Origin of the sequence: Deferribacter autotrophicus (assembly GCF_008362905.1) — a bacterium.
Classification (GTDB): domain Bacteria; phylum Chrysiogenota; class Deferribacteres; order Deferribacterales; family Deferribacteraceae; genus Deferribacter; species Deferribacter autotrophicus.
Map to the genome: position 1 here is coordinate 154106 of NZ_VFJB01000003.1, position 18416 is coordinate 172521.

The 18416-nt window shown below is 33.9% G+C and carries 20 protein-coding genes; 12 read left to right on the top strand and 8 right to left on the bottom strand.

Going from position 1 to position 18416, the window contains the following annotated elements; genetic code table 11:
* Window positions 1-37 precede the first annotated feature (37 nt).
* The 6 genes from FHQ18_RS02770 to FHQ18_RS02795 form a co-directional block, all read right to left on the bottom strand.
* The gene (locus tag FHQ18_RS02770; protein ID WP_149265643.1) at window positions 38-175 is read right to left on the bottom strand and encodes a CcmD family protein; all 138 of its coding nucleotides are present in this window, start codon (window positions 173-175) and stop codon (window positions 38-40) included.
* A 13-nt stretch (window positions 176-188) separates the two neighbouring features.
* On the bottom strand, window positions 189-872 hold the full coding sequence (gene ccsA, locus FHQ18_RS02775; RefSeq protein ID WP_149265644.1) for a cytochrome c biogenesis protein CcsA: 684 nt from the start codon (window positions 870-872) through the stop codon (window positions 189-191).
* Window positions 873-1556 carry a heme exporter protein CcmB gene (locus FHQ18_RS02780; protein ID WP_149265645.1) on the bottom strand — a complete coding sequence of 228 codons (684 nt, stop codon included), beginning with the start codon at window positions 1554-1556 and terminating at the stop codon, window positions 873-875.
* Window positions 1553-2260, bottom strand: a complete 708-nt coding sequence (locus tag FHQ18_RS02785; protein ID WP_246798626.1) for an ABC transporter ATP-binding protein — start codon at window positions 2258-2260, stop codon at window positions 1553-1555. Before FHQ18_RS02785 ends, FHQ18_RS02780 begins: the two co-directional genes overlap by 4 nt.
* Before the next feature lie 205 nt (window positions 2261-2465).
* Window positions 2466-4373: a heme lyase CcmF/NrfE family subunit gene (locus FHQ18_RS02790; RefSeq protein ID WP_149265647.1), complete on the bottom strand. Its 1908-nt coding sequence runs from the start codon at window positions 4371-4373 to the stop codon at window positions 2466-2468.
* Window positions 4374-4455: 82 nt separating this feature from the next.
* Window positions 4456-4860, bottom strand: coding sequence for a cytochrome c maturation protein CcmE (locus FHQ18_RS02795; RefSeq protein WP_149265648.1), 405 nt, complete (start codon window positions 4858-4860; stop codon window positions 4456-4458).
* A gap of 71 nt (window positions 4861-4931) precedes the next feature.
* Between FHQ18_RS02795 and FHQ18_RS02800 the strand changes: the two genes are divergently transcribed.
* Window positions 4932-5669 (top strand): cytochrome c biogenesis CcdA family protein, encoded by a 738-nt coding sequence (locus FHQ18_RS02800; RefSeq protein WP_149265649.1) that lies wholly within the window; start codon window positions 4932-4934, stop codon window positions 5667-5669.
* Window positions 5670-6200: 531 nt separating this feature from the next.
* Here FHQ18_RS02800 and secA read toward each other — a convergent pair.
* Together secA and FHQ18_RS02810 are read right to left on the bottom strand one after the other, a co-directional pair.
* Window positions 6201-8777 carry a preprotein translocase subunit SecA gene (secA, locus tag FHQ18_RS02805; RefSeq protein WP_149265650.1) on the bottom strand — a complete coding sequence of 859 codons (2577 nt, stop codon included), beginning with the start codon at window positions 8775-8777 and terminating at the stop codon, window positions 6201-6203.
* Window positions 8777-9685 carry a phosphate-starvation-inducible PsiE family protein gene (locus FHQ18_RS02810; protein WP_149265651.1) on the bottom strand — a complete coding sequence of 303 codons (909 nt, stop codon included), beginning with the start codon at window positions 9683-9685 and terminating at the stop codon, window positions 8777-8779. Before FHQ18_RS02810 ends, secA begins: the two co-directional genes overlap by 1 nt.
* 110 nt (window positions 9686-9795) lie before the next feature.
* Between FHQ18_RS02810 and hisB the strand changes: the two genes are divergently transcribed.
* Genes hisB through dnaB form a run of 11 tightly spaced genes read left to right on the top strand, consistent with a single transcriptional unit; the run spans window position 9796 to window position 18294 of the window.
* A complete protein-coding gene (gene hisB / locus FHQ18_RS02815) occupies window positions 9796-10377 on the top strand; it encodes an imidazoleglycerol-phosphate dehydratase HisB (RefSeq protein WP_149265652.1) in 582 nt (193 codons plus the stop codon).
* Window positions 10378-10995 carry an imidazole glycerol phosphate synthase subunit HisH gene (gene hisH / locus FHQ18_RS02820; RefSeq protein WP_149265653.1) on the top strand — a complete coding sequence of 206 codons (618 nt, stop codon included), beginning with the start codon at window positions 10378-10380 and terminating at the stop codon, window positions 10993-10995.
* Window positions 10989-11705: a 1-(5-phosphoribosyl)-5-[(5-phosphoribosylamino)methylideneamino]imidazole-4-carboxamide isomerase gene (gene hisA, locus FHQ18_RS02825; RefSeq protein ID WP_149265654.1), complete on the top strand. Its 717-nt coding sequence runs from the start codon at window positions 10989-10991 to the stop codon at window positions 11703-11705. The genes hisH and hisA overlap by 7 nt, the downstream gene beginning before the upstream one ends.
* A gap of 12 nt (window positions 11706-11717) precedes the next feature.
* Complete coding sequence (locus tag FHQ18_RS02830) at window positions 11718-12167, top strand: phosphatidylglycerophosphatase A family protein (protein WP_149265655.1); 450 nt, start codon at window positions 11718-11720, stop codon at window positions 12165-12167.
* Entirely contained in the window at window positions 12164-13381 is a 1218-nt protein-coding gene (locus FHQ18_RS02835) for a competence/damage-inducible protein A (RefSeq protein ID WP_149265656.1), read from the top strand. The genes FHQ18_RS02830 and FHQ18_RS02835 overlap by 4 nt, the downstream gene beginning before the upstream one ends.
* Before the next feature lie 4 nt (window positions 13382-13385).
* Complete coding sequence (gene thpR, locus FHQ18_RS02840; protein WP_149265657.1) at window positions 13386-13940, top strand: RNA 2',3'-cyclic phosphodiesterase; 555 nt, start codon at window positions 13386-13388, stop codon at window positions 13938-13940.
* 14 nt (window positions 13941-13954) lie between these two features.
* Window positions 13955-14968 carry a recombinase RecA gene (gene recA, locus FHQ18_RS02845; protein ID WP_149265658.1) on the top strand — a complete coding sequence of 338 codons (1014 nt, stop codon included), beginning with the start codon at window positions 13955-13957 and terminating at the stop codon, window positions 14966-14968.
* A complete protein-coding gene (locus FHQ18_RS02850; RefSeq protein ID WP_149265659.1) occupies window positions 14969-16084 on the top strand; it encodes a type IV pilus twitching motility protein PilT in 1116 nt (371 codons plus the stop codon).
* Complete coding sequence (locus tag FHQ18_RS02855) at window positions 16071-16475, top strand: regulatory protein RecX (RefSeq protein ID WP_188020320.1); 405 nt, start codon at window positions 16071-16073, stop codon at window positions 16473-16475. Before FHQ18_RS02850 ends, FHQ18_RS02855 begins: the two co-directional genes overlap by 14 nt.
* 54 nt (window positions 16476-16529) lie before the next feature.
* Window positions 16530-16973 carry a 50S ribosomal protein L9 gene (gene rplI, locus FHQ18_RS02860; protein ID WP_149265661.1) on the top strand — a complete coding sequence of 148 codons (444 nt, stop codon included), beginning with the start codon at window positions 16530-16532 and terminating at the stop codon, window positions 16971-16973.
* A complete protein-coding gene (dnaB, locus tag FHQ18_RS02865) occupies window positions 16963-18294 on the top strand; it encodes a replicative DNA helicase (RefSeq protein ID WP_149265662.1) in 1332 nt (443 codons plus the stop codon). Before rplI ends, dnaB begins: the two co-directional genes overlap by 11 nt.
* Window positions 18295-18416 lie beyond the last annotated feature (122 nt).

Consider the following 18416-nt stretch of genomic DNA (forward strand, 5'->3'; position numbering starts at 1 on the left):
CTGAATTTAAGCCCCCATCTTTGGGGGCTTTTATGATTTATTCTTTGATTTCAGATTCCAGAGAATCCACTTTTAAAGTCAGTGACTTGAGCTTTGAGTTTATTTTTAATAGATAACCAAAAATTAATATCCAGATTACCATGTATGCGGAAAAAAGATACCATAAATTTTTCATTAATTGCCTCCCGTTAATTTCTGATTTTATTTTCTAAGTATTTAATTTTATCTTCAAGAAGCCCCACTTTAACTCTTTTAAAAAGCATAGATAGATAGAGAAAAGTAAATGCTATAACAGCGATGATCAAAGCTTTTAGCATATCCGGATGCAGTCCACCGCCACCTTTTTGCAAGACATTTGGATGAATTGTTCTCCACCATCTTATGGACATAAAAACTATTGGAACATCAATAAACCCTATTATACCTACTACTGCAGAAAATTTTGCCTTTTTATCATCTTCCTCAACAAACTTTCTAAGCATCAGATAACCCACATAAATAAACCAGAGCACAAGGGTGGTAGTGAGTCTAGGATCCCATGTCCACCAGACTCCCCAAACGGGTTTTGCCCAAATAGGACCTGTAATTAAAACTATAGTACAGAAAATTATACCGATTTCTGCAGAGGATGAAGCAATCTCATCATAAATTTTCTTTTCGTTGATCAATACAATTATTGAAAACAAAAACGTGATAAAAAAAGCAAAGAAAGCTATCCACGCACTTGCCACATGGAAGTAAAAGATTTTCTGGATTGCTCCCATCACCTTTTCCAAAGGTGCGTAAATGAATGCAAAATACAAAGCAATGGAGATGAGGATAAGGGTTAAATAATCAATAATTTTTTCAATCTTTTTTTCATTAGAGTTCATTTATTCCTCCACTACAAAGTCGAAGATTATGTAAATTACACATGTAAAAACAATATCAAAGACACCGATAAGCTTCAACCATTTAGATGCGTTTTCAAAAGAACCGCTGAAGTAAAAAATATTCAGGGATTGAATGGAAGCAAGAATGATTGGTACCAACAAAGGCAATAGTAAAAGTGGTAGCATTAATTCTCTTGTTTTTGATTTGACAGAAATAAGAGAAAAAAGTGTCCCCAACACTGAAAAACCGTAACTGCCGGCAATGAAAACGAGAAGAGTGCCAATAAACTGTTTCTCAAAAAGGTTTATATTGTAAAAGACCATGAAAATCGGTACGGTCATCAACTCCATGAGCATTAAAAATAGAAAATTTGAAAAAACCTTACCGAAGAAAATGGCACTTCTGTCCACAGGTGCCAATAAAAGTGCATTTAAGTTTCCACCATTTATTTCGTTTATCATTGATTTATTGAGTCCTAAAACTCCAGAGAATGTAATTGCCATCCAGAGGATACCTGCTGCAATTTCATCTTTATATTCAGCGCCCGGTTCAAAGATAAAACTGAAAACAATAACCACGAGGAGAGAAAAGATTAGCATGGAATTTATAACTTCTTTTGATTTGAGTTCTAAAATTAAGTCTTTTTCTACTATTTTGAATATTGTTTTAATGTAATTTTTCATTTTCCACTCACAACGGATAAATAAATGTCTTCAAATTCATGTTCTGGGATAACAGATTTATTCTCATTGTAAACAATTTTTCCTTTTTTCATAACCATAATTTTTGTAGCAAGTTCATATCCCTTTGAAAGATTGTGTGTAATCATAAGAATCGTTTTATTTTTACCAAACTGCTCTTTTAGAATATTCGTTAAAATGTGGGATGCGTGCTGATCAAGTCCTGTGTATGGTTCATCCAATAAGATTATTTCTGGGTCATGAAGCAAGGCTCTTGCAATGGATAACCTTTGTAGCATTCCTCTGGAATAATTTCTTACGTAATCATCCTTTCTTTGATATAGCTCTACACTCTTAAGCAAAGAGATGATTTTATTATCCAAATTCTGAACATTGTATAAACCACCATAAAATTTAAGATTTTCATATGCTGTCAGGTTTTCATAGAGAAACGGTTGGTGTGAAATTACTCCGAAATAATTTCTAAAATCATCGGGCAGGTCTTTAAGTGCTACTCCGTTGTAAAATATATTTCCGGCAGTTGGTTTTATTTGTGTGGAAATAATTTTTAAAAGGGTTGTTTTTCCTGCACCATTTGGTCCGAAAATTGAGACAAAGTCCCCCTTTTCGATATTAAATGATACACCTTTCAATGCGTAATTATTGCCAAACTTCTTTTCAAGATTGGTGACCTTAATTAGTGTCAAATTAATAGCTCCTTTCGCACAAAACTTGGGGGCTTTGCCTTGCCCCCTCGATTTAGTATCCTTGCTATTAAAAGGCTCTTATTTTAACTATCTTCCTCAATTTTATTATAAAATTATGAAAAATGTCGAGTTTTTTTATGTTTATACATAAAATTTTTTATCACAAGTTAGTCAACGCCTTTTATAGCGTTGACTAACTTGAGGGTTATCCATTCTCCGTCCTGTGTGATAGTGAGTAGATACCACCAAGGACCATAACGAAACATCCTATCCATATCCAAACTACAAGTGGGTGATAAATAGCCTGAATTCCCACAATTCCTTCATTTTTATCATAACTTGCTAAAATCAAGTACAAATCACCTAAAGGTGTTGTATATATTGCAACTTCAGCGTAAGCATTTTCGTTGTTTTTGTAAAATCTACGTTCAGGCTTCATTGTGACAATGTATTTTTCATTTTTATATACCTTAACAGGGACGAATGCAGATATATAATTTTTGACTTTTTCAAATCTTAAATCTTTTACATGTAATCTGTATTCATTAAAAATAATGTCAGAGTTTTCTTTTATCACTTCATCTGTTGAGGTTTTATAAAAGGCAGAGCCGATGACACCAAAAGCTATCATACATAAACCTAAATGAATAATCATAGAACCATAAAATCTTCTGTTTTTGATTAGGGCAGATAACCCAGCATTTTTAAGATTGTTAATAACCTGTATGACAATTGCAAAAAAAGCAAATGTTGTAACAATAAAAAGAATAAGAGGAATGATTTTGTTATAACCTAATAAATATAGAATAATCCCAACAACTATGGATAAAATTCCAGATAACCATACCTTTTTTATTACGTTTACAATAGATGCTTTTTTATAAGGGATTAAAGGACAGATTCCTGCAAGAAAGAGAAGTGCTATAAAAAATGGAGTGGATACGCGATTATAATATGATATATTTACACTACTTTTGCTGCTGGAGAAAATTTCAGAAATAATAGGAAGAGTTGTTCCAAAAAGAATTACTAACATTAGTGCTACGAAAAGCCAGTTTGTTATAAAAAATAAACCTTCTCTAGAAAGGAGGTAAAAGTTCTCATCTTCTTTTAAGGATTTTTTTGTGGTGAAAAGTAAGATTAGAAAGGCTATAGTAGTAAGAATTATAAACCAGATAAAAAATATCCCTAAAGGTGATTTTCCAAAACTGTGCACTGAATCAATTACGCCGCTCCTTGTTAAAAATGTACTGAATATGCAAAGCTCAAAGGTTATTAAAGCAAGCATGTATGTCCAAAGCTTTAATCTGTTTATTCTTTCGTACATTATGGCACTATGTAATAGAGCTGTACCTGTTAGCCATGGTAAAAGGGAAGCATTTTCTACGGGGTCCCATGCCCAGTATCCGCCCCACCCTAGTTCCACGTAAGCCCACTGAGCACCTAAAACAATTCCTATAGTGAGAAAAATCCAGGCTATCATATTCCACATTCTTGAATATTTTAGCCATTTGCTAGAATAATCTTTGGTTACTAATGAGGCTACGGCGTATGCAAAAGGTAGAGTGTAAACGACATAACCGATGTAAAGGGTTGGAGGGTGATAGAGCATTCCTGGATTTTGTAGTAGAGGGTTCATCCCTAGCCCATCAGCTGGGATGAAGTCTAATTCTTTGAAAGGATTTGACACAAAGGATGTGATTAAGAAGAAAAAAGATGATGTTATAGTTATTACAAGCATAATACTGCTTCTATATTTATTGCTAAACTTTTTATTCCTTGAAAGCTCGATTAACCCTGCTATTGTAATTAACCACCCCCAGAAAAGGAGTGATCCAGCTTGACCTGCCCAAAAGGCACTGATTTTATAGATAAATGGAAGTGCCCTATCGGTATACTGTGCTACATATTCCATTTTAAAATAGCTTGTGGCAAGGGCATATACAAGAATAACCGAAGCTAAAGTAGCTAATAAGGTTTGCGAAATAAATGCAATATTACCAATTTTGTTGCTCTGCTCATCATCTTTCATGATAGCATTTAAATAGAAAAATATGGCGATGCCACCCGCTAAAAGAGCAATGATTTCAATCAATAAACCAAGATTACCCATTTAATCCTCCATAATATACTACTAAATTAAACAATTAAACACTTATTCGATTAGTATATTTTAATTTAGTTCAATCAAAAAATTAATTCTCTTCTTTTACTTCTGCTTCATATTTAGATGGACATTTTGCCAACAATGTTTTAGCTCTAAAAATATTACTTTTATCTAGTTTTCCTTCTACTATTACTCCTACGTCTTCTTTGAATGCGTCGGGAATTATACCTTTATAAACAACCCTTAATTTGGCACCTGAATCATCTACTAGATTGAATTCTAAATATTTCTCTATAGCTTTTTTAGTTACAGAACCTGTTTCTACAAGGCCACTTACTCTTAATCCCTTACCGTAATACTGCGAAGGATTTTTCATCAATTCACTTACTTCGAGATAATAAACGCCAGTATCTTTAAAACTAGTAAAAATAAGATAAGTGATTACAGCCAATATGATTAGCCCAGGAATGATAATTTTTAAACTTTTTTTCATACAACCCTCACTTGACTTTGTTTCCCTTTTTTATATAGTAGATGTTCTAAAAAAGAAAAGGTTTTTTTGAAATGGAAAAAATTAATTTTTTGACGGCATTTGTAGCAGGAATCCTTTCCTTTTTATCTCCTTGTGTTTTACCATTAATTCCTGGATATATGTCTTTTATATCCGGAGAGAGCATTGAATCTTTGACAAGTAATGAGAAAATGTCTCCTAGAGCAAAAGCTATAATAGGTGCAATGTTTTTTGGGCTTGGTTTTACTCTAGTTTTTATGATTTTAGGTGCCAGTGCAACTTCAATAGGTAAGTTGATAAATAACAATAGAGCTATTTTAGAGAAAATTGCAGGTATAGTTGTGATTGTATTAGGTTTACATTTGCTAGGTGTTATTAAGATTAAAAAACTCCTCAGTCAAAAAAAATGGAATTATCAGAAAAAAAATTATCCGTTTTTTATTGAAGCATTTTTACTTGGTGTAGCCTTTGTTTTTGGTTGGACACCATGTATTGGACCAATATTAGCAGGTATTTTAGCTCTTGCTTCCCAAGAAAGTACCATAACGCAGGGAGTTACACTACTATTTGTTTACTCATTGGGATTGTGGATACCATTTTTACTTGCAGCTGTTACATTAGGATTTGTACTTTCTGCTATGAGAAAAGCTGGAAAGCTGCTTGTAATTATAGAAAAGATTTCAGGAGCACTTTTAGTCTTTATAGGCGTGCTTATACTTTCTGGTTCTATGACAACAATGATAACCTATATGCTGAAAATTTTCCCTTTTCTTGGTAAACTTAACTTTTGAAACCAGGATTTCTTTCAGAATCTATGGAAATATAAGTTTAATGAAGAGATTGCTTTAATACGGACACCTTACATGAGTCTTGATATCTTTTTAAACCTGTCTTAGCAAACTATGACAAAAAATATTTTGAATTATTACAACAATGTATTCGTTCCACACAAAACATAGAAGTTAGTCATTGCGGTCCAACTAAGTGCGAACATGCAATCTTTTTTCAACAGTTTTTCCACATATTTTAAATTAGTTGCCACTAAAAAAGTGGCAACTAATTTATAATAATTGATTTATTTCAATTTCCCCATAAAAATTCCCCCAGTTTTTTGGTAATTTACACAAAAAACTGGGGGATAAAAGTTATAATATTACCTTATTTCTGGGGTTTTAGAAGTGGATCATTCCTCTTTAAAGTTTTTGCTAGAAATCTAATTTAAAAATTATTAAAATGATAAAAATTTTATTTAATAATTAGTTCTTACTTTTTCAGTGAGAACTAATAAATAGCCAAAAATTTAAAGCAGTTTGATCCTATTACTAGTGATTGGCCCCGCAGCATTTTTTGTACTTTTTACCACTACCGCAAGGACATGGATCATTTCTGCCAATCTTAGGTTGAGTTCTTTTTATGGGCTTCTTTTTTTCTTTCTCTTCCGTGCTATCTCCAAATATATCTCTTCGTTCTTCCCTAATATCTTGTTGCTCTCTTTTTAAATTTATATCTTCTTCTACTTCCACTTTTATGTGGGTTAGAAATTCCATGAATTCGTAAGATATTCTGTTCATCATATCCATAAACAGATTATAAGATTCTTTTTTATATTCAATGAGTGGGTCCTTTTGACCGTATCCTCTTAGCCCCACGGAATCTCTTAAATAGTCCATATTGAGAAGGTGTTCTTTCCATCGATTATCAAGGATATTAATAAGGAGAAATCTTACAAATCCATAAAAATGCTCACCTATTTCTTTCTTTTTCTCAGCAATTTTTTCATTAATTTTTGCTAAGATTTCTTTCTTTTCTTCATCTATTGATTTTTTGGTTACGGTTTCATCTAAATCAAGTTTTATGTCGAATATTTTTTCGAGAGCAGCTGATAAACCTTTTACGTCAGGATGATCAGGAGTATCTATAAAATTTTTAATAAGATCATCTACTACGTTCTCAGTGTGTTCGGCAATTATTTCATCAAGGTCTTTCCCCTCTAAAATTGTTCTTCTGAGAGCATATACAACCTGACGTTGCTGATTCATTACATTATCATATTCCAAAAGGTGTTTTCTTATTTCAAAATGCATTGCTTCTACTTTTTTCTGAGCATTTTCAATTGCTTTAGAAATAAGAGGGTGTTCTATTGGTTCCCCTTCTTTCATACCAAGTCTATTCATAATGGCAGAGATTTTATCTGAACCAAATATTCTTAGAAGGTCGTCTTCCAAGCTCAAGAAAAATCTTGATGAACCAGGGTCTCCTTGCCTTCCCGAACGACCTCTTAACTGATTATCAATTCTTCTGGATTCATGTCTTTCTGTACCAAGGATGTGTAAACCACCGAGCTCTGCCACACCTGGACCAAGTTTAATATCGGTACCGCGACCTGCCATATTTGTGGCAATTGTGACGGCATATTTCTGACCTGCACGTGCTACAATATGAGCTTCTCTTTCATGATATTTTGCATTCAATACTTCATGGGGTATCCCTTTTTTCTTAAGCAATTTGCTTAAGTATTCAGATTTTTCTATGGATGTGGTCCCTACCAGTACCGGTCTGCCGATACTGTGCATTTCTACTATTTCTTTTACAATGGCATCATATTTTTCTTTTACAGTTCTATAGATGACATCAGGATAATCCTTTCTTATCATAGGTTTATGTGTTGGGATTACGATTACATCAAGGCCATAAATTTCTCTAAATTCCTGTGCTTCTGTTGCGGCAGTACCTGTCATCCCTGCAAGTTTTTCATACATTCTGAAATAGTTTTGGAATGTAATAGATGCAAGAGTCTGATTTTCACTCTCAATCTCAACCCCTTCCTTAGCTTCAAGAGCTTGATGTAACCCTTCGGAAAATCTTCTTCCTGGCATAAGCCTTCCGGTAAATTCATCCACGATGATTACTTTTCCATCTTGTACCACATAATCTACATCGCGTTTGAAAAGAGCGTGAGCTTTTAATGCATTATTTACAAAATGTAGGGTATCCATGTTTTTGATATCAAAAAGGTTGTCAATTTTAAGAGCGGATTCTATTTTGTTAATTCCAGATTCAGTTAGTTTTACAGTTCTGCTTTTTTCGTCTACAGTGTAATCTTCGTCTTTTTTTAACTGTCTTACAATTCGGTCAATTTCGTAGTATTTATCAGTAGATTCGTCAGTAGGACCGCTTATAATAAGTGGAGTTCTTGCTTCATCGATTAATATGCTATCAACCTCGTCTACAATGGCATAATGGAGGTCTCTTTGTACATATTCCTCAAGGTCATATTTCATATTGTCTCTTAAATAATCAAAACCAAATTCATTATTGGTTCCATAAGTTATATCTGCTAAATAAGCAGTTTTTCTATCGCATTCGACGAGTTTTGTGGTAAATTTCTCTTTGTTATCCCATTCTACAAGATAAGATGTTTCATGCTGAATTACTCCCACGCTAAGCCCTAAAAATAGATAAATTGGTCCCATCCATAGGGCATCTCTTCTGGCAAGGTAATCGTTTACGGTGACAAGGTGAGCACCTTTTCCAGGTAATGCATTTAAATAAAGAGCTAGTGTAGCGACAAGGGTTTTACCTTCACCAGTTTTCATTTCAGCGATTTTGCCCTTGTGTAGGACATATCCACCCATTAGCTGGACGTCAAAATGGCGCATATTGAGTGTTCTTTTACTTACTTCTCTGACTACTGCAAATACATCCACTAAAATATCATCTAGTGTTTTTCCTTCTTCTAATTTTGCTTTAAATTCGGCAGTTTTTTGGCTTAACTGTTCGTTTGTTAAACTTTTCACTTCATCTTCTTTTGCATTAATTTCACTTACAATGGGTTTTATTTTTTTTAGATATCTATCGTTGTAAGAGCCAAAGATTTTTTTTGTTAACAGTTTTATCATTAACCTCTCCTTTTAGCGTTGTCCATTTTTTCCATTCTTGCAATAAGCCAATATATTAATCCTAAAATAAGTATTGATGCAAGTACAAAGTAAATACCTTCGCCGCTTGCTTCATGCTTTAAAGTGAGTATCAGAAGATCTCTTATGAAAGCAATTAAAGCTACTCCAATAAAAACACTGATTTTGAATTTCCCACCTTTTAATAGCTGTATTTCAGTATGAAGAAGCTCAATTAAAACCCATAATATTAAAAGGGAGCCCAATGCAGTGATAAGGAGTTTGCCACTTCCATGTTGATAGGTATCAGCAAGTTCCATAAAAAACATGTAAGCTGCATTAATTGTCAATAAAACAAGAATTAATACAAGTATGGAGTTCATAAAAAACATAAATCGTTCGCTGAAAGATACAACAAGTTCGCGTAATGAAAAGATAGATGTAAATTTCTTAATTTGTTCATCATGATATGCACTGCTCATGACAGCAGCATTTATATCCACAAATTTATGAACACTTACTAAAATTTCCTTTCTTTTGTAGTCATCATTTATTATTAAAAATATTTTTTCGTGAAACCATCTTCTTACGAAACTAAACATTGTATTTATGGCACTTTCATCAATTCTTAAATCAACATGTTTTTTGCTAGCATTTATTAAAAACTGGTAAAATGCGTTGTTGAAACTTGCTTCAAAAAACTTTTCATACCATATTCCAAGCTTTTCCTTGTGTACAAGGAAACGTTCGAATGGAATTTGTTCTGTAAAGTCAAACTTTCTTTCAAGATATTCGTAAAAAGCATCAACGAATTCTTTTTTGTACTGAAGCATTGAGTCTTTGAGTGAGCGAATATTCTGTTTGTCTTTATCACTGATTTCATAAAGGGGTGCTATTTTTCTTAGATTCATAAGTTCTCCAAAAAAGAATATTTATTTTTTAAATTTTTAGTGTAGAATTTATATAATATCATAGCGAATTTTACGCAAGGATATATTTCAAATATAAAAAAGGGGATAAAATGAGGCGAAAAACTATAACAAGGAGTACAGGTGAAACAACAGTGGAAATCGATATTAACCTGGATGGCAATGGGGAATATGAAATTAGTACACCTGTTGGTTTTTTCAATCATATGCTTGAGCTTTTTGCCCATCATGCAAAGATTGACTTAAAGATTAAAGCCGATGGTGATATTGATGTTGATTATCACCACCTTGTTGAAGATATTGGTATAACGCTTGGTAAATGTTTTTATGAAGCTCTTGGTGACAAAAGGGGGATAGAACGCTATGGTTTCTTCCTGTTACCTATGGATGAGACATTGGTGGAGGTATCACTCGATTTTTCAGGTAGAGGATATTTAAATTTCGATGTGGAATTTTTTACTGAAAAAATTGGTGAATTTCCAAGCGAGCTAGTTGAAGAATTTTTTAAAGCTTTTGCTGAAAATGCAAAATGCACACTGCATATAGTGAAGAGATATGGGAAAAATAGCCACCATATCTCTGAGGCAATATTTAAAGGCGTGGCAAGAGCTATTAAATTTGCTATAGCAAAAACAGGTGATACAATAAATTCTACTAAAGGAGTACTTGAATAGATGATTGCCATAATAGATTATGGTGCAGGTAATATAAGAAGCGTACAGAAAGCCTTTGAGTTTGTGGGGTTTGAAGCTGTGGTAACATCGCAAAAAGAGGCGATAGATAATGCTTCACATCTTGTTTTACCTGGGGTTGGGGCATTTGGAGATTGTTTGAAAGGGATTGTTAACCTCGGCCTTGTGGAGGTAATACACGAAAACATCAGAAAAGGGAAACCATTCTTAGGGATTTGTGTTGGGATGCAGCTTCTGTTTGAGAAAAGTTTCGAATTTGGAATACACGATGGGTTTGGGTATTTTAAAGGGAGTATTAAAAGATTTCCTGAAGAGATAGTATCAAAGGGGATGAAGATTCCACATATGGGTTGGAATAACGTAAATTTCTGTTCAGATCACCCAGTAATAAAAGGTATTGAGAATGAATCTTTTTTCTATTTTGTTCACTCTTACTTTGCTCCAGTGGTGGAAGGTGAGACTATTGGGGTGTGTGAGTATGGAGTAGAGTTTTCAGCAATAGTAGGTAGAGATAATGTGATAGCAACTCAATTTCACCCTGAAAAAAGCCATATGAACGGGTTAAAAATTATAAAAAATTTTGGAGAGTGGAAATGCTGATAATCCCTGCCATAGACATTTTGGAAGGAAAAGTTGTTAGATTAAAACAAGGGATAATGGAAGAATCAAAAAGCTATTTTGATAATCCTTTAGATGTGGCAATGATGTTTGAAGATTTTGGCGCAAAACGGATTCATATAGTGGATCTGGATGGTGCAAAATATGGAGATACAATCAACTTTGATATTATTAGCAAAATAGTTACAAAAACAGATCTTGAAGTTGAAGTGGGAGGTGGAATAAGGGATTTTGATAAGCTAAAAGTTTATTTTGAGATTGGAGTGAACTATCCAATTATTGGGACGGCTGCAGTTAAAAATAGAGAGTTTACCGTAGAAGCGTTAGAGGAGTATCCTGATAAAATTATTCTTGGTTTTGACTGCAAAGGTGAGTATGTAGCTACGGATGGATGGTATGAGAAAAGTGATGTTACAATATTTGACATCTTAGATTACTATGGAAAATATAGACCATCTGCCATAATTTATACTGATATAGAAAGGGATGGAATGTTGACAGGTTATAATGTTGATATGTTGAATAGAGTATCAAAACATTCTAAGCAACCTGTAATTGCTTCTGGTGGTTTAAAGGGGATTGAAGATATTGAGGCTGCATCAAAAATAGAAAACATCTTTGGCTGTATTGTGGGTAAAGCATTTTATGAAGGTAAGATTGATTTGAAGCAGGCATTTAAATTTCAAAAGTAAGGGGTAATTATTATGCACAAATTTTTAAAATGGACAGCCACAGGACTCAATGTAGGATTCATTGAGTATATGCCTGGTACTTTTGGGACACTTGTGGCTATTCCACTTATTTTTTTGACAGGTGTTTTTTCCATTTTTTTCAAGTTTCTTTTTTTTATAATTTTGTTCATACTTGGAATTATAGCCAGTGAATATTATCAGCACTATTATGAAAAAGAAGATCCTTCTGAAGTGGTAATTGATGAGATTGCTGCTTTCTATTTCATTATGATTTTTTTCCCTGCAACCCTTTTAAATTTGATACTATCTTTTTTCATATTCAGAATATTTGATATATGGAAGCCTTATCCCATAAAGCAGATTGAAAAAAGTGTGAGTGGTGGTGTAGGTATTATGATTGATGATATTGTTGCTGCCATATATACACTTATTGTAATGCTAATATTTAAGGTATTTATATGAAAGGTGCAATTTACGCCATTGGAAATGAGATTTTAGAAGGGAGCATTGTTGATACAAATTCTGCATATATTGCTAAAGTTCTATCAGATTTTGGTATAAAGATAATGGAAATCAAAGCATTGCCTGATGATAAGGAGTTGCTCGTTCATCAATTTATGTACGCTTTGAGCAACTATGATATCACAATTACTACAGGCGGTTTGGGGCCAACCTTTGATGATTTAACTGCGGAAGCTGTTTCTGAAGCTGCTGGGGAAGAATTCGTTTTTTATGAAAATGTATATTCATCAATAGTTGAGAAGTTGAGCAGTAGAGGGGTAGCAATCAAAGAGACTCACAAGAGGCAGGCCTATTTACCGAAAAATGCCACCCTTTTTGAAAATAAAAAAGGCACGGCATACGGTTTTGGTGTGGAGAAAGATAAAAAGTGGATAATTTCTATGCCTGGTATTCCTTATGAAATGAAATATATGTTTGAAGACTATGTAATCCCTTTTTTAAAGCAACAATTTCAGTTAAAGCAATTTTTCAAAAAAGACTTGAAATTCATGGGGATACCAGAATCTGATGTGGATGATGTGATAACAAAACTAAATAAGCCTGATGATGTGGAAATCATAATAAATGTATCAAAAGGGATGATTATTGTTAGACTTAGAAGTTATAATTACGAAAATTTAGTGCTACTAGCTGATTCTTTAAAAAAGGAGTTGAGAAGTTTCTACTTCGGTGAAGATGATGATACAATAGAATCGGTGGTATTGAGAAAATTATTTGAAAGAGGCTATACCGTAGCTACAGCTGAAAGTTGTACGGGGGGATTAATTGCAAAGAAAATCACTGATATTCCAGGTAGTTCAAAGACTTTTAAAGGTTCGGTTGTTGCTTATAGTAATGAAATAAAAGAGAGATTGTTAAACGTGCAAAGTGAAACACTGGAAAAATTTGGTGCTGTTAGTGAAGAGTGTTGCAAAGAGATGGTTTATGGGTGTTATGAGCAGTTTAAAACGGATGTTGCAATTGCTACCACGGGTATTGCAGGCCCGGATGGTGGTAGCAAGGATAAGCCTGTGGGGACAATTTTTATAGGGGTAAAGATTAAGGATGATTTACTAATTAATAAATATCAATTTAGTGGTGATAGAGATACTGTAAGAGAAAGAACTGCAAATATGGCTTTTAAGCTTCTATTAGAGAAACTTAAAGAGGATTGATTTTATGCGTCTTTTTATTGCTGTTAAATGCGATGATAAATTGAATAGCTTAGTTTTTAAATCTGGGAATTTCTTAAAAAATTTTGGTGCAGTAAAACCTGTGGAGCTTGAAAATTTACATATTACACTTGCTTTTTTAGGTGATCAAAAAGAGGAAAGTTTAAAAAGTATTATAGATTGCATTGATGCGGTAGAACCGCAAGAAATTATCTCTATAAATTTTAAGAAGTTTAATTTTTTTGAAAGAAACGGAATGCCTGTGGTTTTTTTTCTGGAAGGTGAATCCGATAACTTGACTGTTTTTACAAATAATCTTAGGAAGAAATTGAAGGAAAAAAGAATATCTTTTGATGACAAGAAAAAATTTATAATTCATTTGACTGCTGCAAGAATTAAGAGATTAGCGGATAAAAAAGGATTTAAAGAGTATGTTGCACGTTTAAATGAGAATTTTAAACCATATAAAACTTACATTAAAACTGTTTATCTGTTTAAGAGTACATTAACTCAACATGGTCCTGTGTATGAACAAATTTATGCGAAAGAATTAAAAAGTTGAGGAGGTAGTAATTTATGGATGAGAACAAAAAGAAAGCTTTAGAGCTAGCAATGAGTAAGATTGAAAGGGATTTTGGTAAGGGTGCTGTAATGCGCCTTGGAGATAAAGCCATTGAAAAGCCACCTGTGATCCCTACAGGGTCCCTTTCATTAGATATTGCTTTGGGTATAGGAGGAATTCCAAGGGGGAGAATTATAGAGATTTATGGCAGTGAGTCTAGTGGAAAAACCACTATTGCATTACATGTGATTGCTGAAGCACAGAAGATGGGTGGTGTAGCCGCATTTATTGATGCTGAACATGCTATGGATCCAGTTTATGCTGATGCAATTGGTGTGGATATAGAAAATTTACTGGTTAGCCAGCCTGACAGTGGTGAGGCTGCTTTAGAAATAGCTGAGACCCTTGTAAGAAGTGGTGCTGTGGATGTTATTGTGATAGATTCTGTGGCTGCTTTAACTCCTAAAGCTGAGATTGAAGGGGATATGGGTGATGCTCATATGGGATTGCAGGCAAGACTGATGAGTCAAGCACTCAGAAAACTTACAGCAATAGTTAATAAATCAAAGACTGCTCTGATTTTCATAAACCAGACGAGACAAAAAATAGGGGTAATGTTTGGTAATCCAGAAACCACTACCGGAGGGAATGCTCTGAAATTTTATTCAACCATAAGAATTGAGGTAAGAAGGACATCAGCTTTGAAAGAAAAAGACCAGGTAGTGGGTAATCAGGTGATATGTAAGGTGGTGAAAAATAAAGTGGCTCCACCTTTTAAACAAGCAGAATTTGATATACTTTTTGGAGAAGGGATTTCCAAAGAAGGTATTTTAATTGATATGGGAGTAAAAGAAGGTTTTGTGACAAAATCAGGGGCTTGGTTTAGCTATGGAGATATTAGGCTTGGACAGGGTAAAGAAAATGCCAGAACTTATTTGAAAGAGCATCCAGAAATTGCAGAAGAAATAGAGCAAAAGATTCGAGAAAAGTATGGGTTAAATAAAGAAAGTGAAAACAGGGAGGAATAATTGCTTCCATTAAATGAGATTTTAAAAAAAGCACTTGCTAAAAGGGCTTCAGATATACACCTGAAGCCAGGTAAACCTCCGGTTTTTAGAATAGATGGAGAATTGATGCCTCAGCCTGACTTTGAGAAAATTACTCCAGAAGATACGTTAAAAACAGTAGCTGCAATTATGCCAAATCAGATAAAAAATAGATTTAAGGAGAGCTTTGAAGCAGATTTTTCATACAGCGCAAAGGGGCTTGGTAGATTCAGGGTAAATGCGTATATACAGAGAGGTTCTGTTTGTATCGTTATGAGAGCGATACCTATTGAGATACCTGATATTGACTCGTTGCATCTTCCTGAGATATTGAAAAAAATAGCTCTTGAAGATAGAGGGTTGATACTCGTTACTGGAACAACTGGTAGTGGAAAATCTACTACTTTGGCATCAATGATAAGACATATTAATGAAACAAAAAATGTTAATATTATTACAATTGAAGATCCCATTGAGTTTTTGCATCGAGATCTTAAGGCAATAATATCACAAAGAGAGGTGGGAACTGATACTACGTCTTTTTATGAAGCCTTAAAGAGATCTTTGAGACAGGATCCCGATGTTATTTTAGTGGGTGAGATGAGAGATCTTGAGACCATAGAAACAGCAGTTTTAGCTGCTGAGACAGGTCACTTGGTGATGTCTACACTGCATACTATAGATGCTCCAGAGACGATAAACAGGATTATTTCAGTTTTTCCGCCATATCACCAGAGACAAGTGAGAATGCAACTTGCATCGGTTTTGAAAGCGGTTATTTCCATGAGACTTGTTCCTAGGGCAGATGGTAAAGGAAGGGTTCCAGCAGTAGAGATTATGATAAATACACCTACAATTAGAGAATGTATAATTGATAAGGAGAAAACTCATTTGATTAATGACTATATAGAAAAAGGTAGAGAAGTCTATGGATCACAATCTTTTGATCAATCACTGTACGATCTTTATACTCAAGGGCTCATTACATTTGAAGAAGCAATTAAGAGAGCTAAACGTCCTGATGATTTTAGACTTAGAGTAAAAGGGATTACAAACGCTTCTGGTCTTGATTGGGATGAGGAGAATGAAAAAAAATAAAAATCCTGAAAGCTATCTTTTAAGATTGTTGACAAAAAAAGATTATACCAGCTTTGAGATAAGAGGCAAATTAAAAGAGAAATTTCAACTTGAGGAAAAGGATATTGAAGAGATTTTAGAAAAATATAAAGATTTTGGTTATGTGGATGATAATCGATATAAGTATAGTTTCATTGTGAGTAAGCTTTTGTCTAAAGAGGGGCCTTATCTTATCGTTCAAAAATTGAAACTGAAAGGTATAGATATAAACATTGATGAAATATATGAAGTGGCAGAAAAAAATGATATTAGTATTACAGAAAATGCAAGAATGTTAGCAAAAAAGAAAATAAGACAATACTTAGGAAGGTCTCAAAGAATAGAGATAAAAAAAAACTTTTTGAATTTTTAGTAAGAAAAGGTTATGACTATTTTTTAGTAGAAAAAACGGTTGCGGAGGTTTTGGATGAAAGTAATTTTTCTTAAAGATGTAAAAGGGGTTGCAAAAGCTGGAGAGATAAAAAATGTTAAGGATGGATATGCAAGAAATTTTTTATTTAAAAAGAATCTTGCAGTGGAAGCCACTCCTGCAAATATAAAAAAGCTTGAAGAAAGAAAGCTTCAAATGCAAGAGGCCGAATTGCAAAAAGTGAATGATGCTAAAAATCTTGCTGAGAAGCTTAAAAATATTACAGTAAAGCTTGTGAAAAAGGCTGGAGAAAATGGCAAACTGTTTGGAGCTGTAACTGCGGCTGAGCTTGAGGAAGCCCTTAAAAAAGAAGGAGTAGATATTGACAAAAAACAGATTGAACTTCCTGAACCAATCAAAAATACTGGAACATATAATGTGAAAGTAAATCTTTACAAAGAGATTAAAGGAGAATTTAAGGTAGTTGTAGATGCAGAGTAGTAAGATTAGAACCCCACCTCACAATTTGGAAGCAGAGCAAGGTGTTCTTGCATCCATATTGCTGGATGAAAAAGCTCTTGATAAAGTAATTCATTTATTACAACCAGATGATTTTTATCATCCTGCACATAAAGTGATATATTCAACCCTTTTAAAGCTTTCTCAGGGGAATAAGCCCCTTGATGTAGTTACACTAATTTCAAAACTTACTGATTTGAATCTTATTGATGAAGCTGGTGGGATTGATTATATCACCACCCTTACTGATATTATTCCGAACTCTTCCAATGTGGCTTATTATGCAGCCATTGTTAAAGATAAGGCATTGCTTAGAAATCTTATTGAAATAAGTAGTAATATTTCTTCTAAGGCTTACGAATTTACTGGTGATATAACAGAATTGCTTGATGAGACAGAAAAGGCGATTTTTCAGCTGGCAGAGTTTAAGTTAAAAGGGGATGTAAGGCCAATATCGGATCTTTTATCAGAGAGCTTTGAACTTCTTCAGAAACTTTATGAAAAGAAAGAGGATTTAACTGGCGTTCCTTCCGGATTTGTGGATCTTGATAGACTCACAAATGGTTTTCAGAATTCTGACCTAATTATTGTGGCTGGAAGACCAGGGATGGGTAAAACGGCCTTTTCACTTAATATTGCACTTAATGCGAGTTACAAGTTTGATAAGTCTGTAGCCATATTCTCTCTTGAAATGTCTGCTAATCAGCTTGTTCAGAGGTTGCTCGCAGCTGAGGCAAAAATTGAATCTACCAAACTAAGGAATGGAAAACTTAATTTGGAGGAATGGAATAGGCTTGCTGCTGTGGGTAGTGAGTTGAATGAGATTAGATTGTTTATAGATGATACTCCTGCGATTTCCGTAATGGAGCTCAGGGCAAAATGTAGGCGATTGAAAAAAGAGCACGGCTTAGATCTTGTGATAGTGGACTATCTTCAGCTAATGACGGGTAGCAATAGTGATTCAAGGGAGCAGCAGATTTCTGAAATTTCAAGATCTTTAAAGGCGCTTGCTAAAGAACTTAATATCCCTGTGATAGCTCTTTCTCAGTTAAATAGAAGTGTGGAAAACAGAAGTGATAAAAGACCTCAACCTTCTGACTTGAGAGAATCTGGAGCAATCGAGCAGGATGCGGATATAATCATATTTCTTTACAGGGACGAGGTTTATCATAAAGATAGTAAGTATCAAGGATTATGTGAGGTTATTCTTGCAAAACACAGAAGTGGACCTACGGGCAGTGTTTATTTAGCATTTCTTAAAGAGTTTACACGTTTTGAAAATGCTGACCTTAGAACTGTATGATTTTGTATACACATTATAATCGAGAGTGTTGAATTGTTTAAACATTATGTGTTTGTATATTTTAGGTGGTTAAATAAAATATATATTTACAAGTAAGTTACCGGTTGATAATTTAATGATTG

Bases quoted from the DNA above. Each gene is read 5' to 3' on its own strand.
- FHQ18_RS02770 (WP_149265643.1), bottom strand. From the start codon at position 175: ATGAAAAATTTATGGTATCTTTTTTCCGCATACATGGTAATCTGGATA.
- ccsA (WP_149265644.1), bottom strand. From the start codon at position 872: ATGAACTCTAATGAAAAAAAGATTGAAAAAATTATTGATTATTTAACC.
- FHQ18_RS02780 (WP_149265645.1), bottom strand. From the start codon at position 1,556: ATGAAAAATTACATTAAAACAATATTCAAAATAGTAGAAAAAGACTTA.
- FHQ18_RS02790 (WP_149265647.1), bottom strand. From the start codon at position 4,373: ATGGGTAATCTTGGTTTATTGATTGAAATCATTGCTCTTTTAGCGGGT.
- FHQ18_RS02795 (WP_149265648.1), bottom strand. From the start codon at position 4,860: ATGAAAAAAAGTTTAAAAATTATCATTCCTGGGCTAATCATATTGGCT.
- FHQ18_RS02800 (WP_149265649.1), top strand. From the start codon at position 4,932: ATGGAAAAAATTAATTTTTTGACGGCATTTGTAGCAGGAATCCTTTCC.
- secA (WP_149265650.1), bottom strand. From the start codon at position 8,777: ATGATAAAACTGTTAACAAAAAAAATCTTTGGCTCTTACAACGATAGA.
- FHQ18_RS02810 (WP_149265651.1), bottom strand. From the start codon at position 9,685: ATGAATCTAAGAAAAATAGCACCCCTTTATGAAATCAGTGATAAAGAC.
- hisB (WP_149265652.1), top strand. From the start codon at position 9,796: ATGAGGCGAAAAACTATAACAAGGAGTACAGGTGAAACAACAGTGGAA.
- hisH (WP_149265653.1), top strand. From the start codon at position 10,378: ATGATTGCCATAATAGATTATGGTGCAGGTAATATAAGAAGCGTACAG.
- hisA (WP_149265654.1), top strand. From the start codon at position 10,989: ATGCTGATAATCCCTGCCATAGACATTTTGGAAGGAAAAGTTGTTAGA.
- FHQ18_RS02830 (WP_149265655.1), top strand. From the start codon at position 11,718: ATGCACAAATTTTTAAAATGGACAGCCACAGGACTCAATGTAGGATTC.
- FHQ18_RS02835 (WP_149265656.1), top strand. From the start codon at position 12,164: ATGAAAGGTGCAATTTACGCCATTGGAAATGAGATTTTAGAAGGGAGC.
- thpR (WP_149265657.1), top strand. From the start codon at position 13,386: ATGCGTCTTTTTATTGCTGTTAAATGCGATGATAAATTGAATAGCTTA.
- recA (WP_149265658.1), top strand. From the start codon at position 13,955: ATGGATGAGAACAAAAAGAAAGCTTTAGAGCTAGCAATGAGTAAGATT.
- FHQ18_RS02855 (WP_188020320.1), top strand. From the start codon at position 16,071: ATGAAAAAAAATAAAAATCCTGAAAGCTATCTTTTAAGATTGTTGACA.
- rplI (WP_149265661.1), top strand. From the start codon at position 16,530: ATGAAAGTAATTTTTCTTAAAGATGTAAAAGGGGTTGCAAAAGCTGGA.
- dnaB (WP_149265662.1), top strand. From the start codon at position 16,963: ATGCAGAGTAGTAAGATTAGAACCCCACCTCACAATTTGGAAGCAGAG.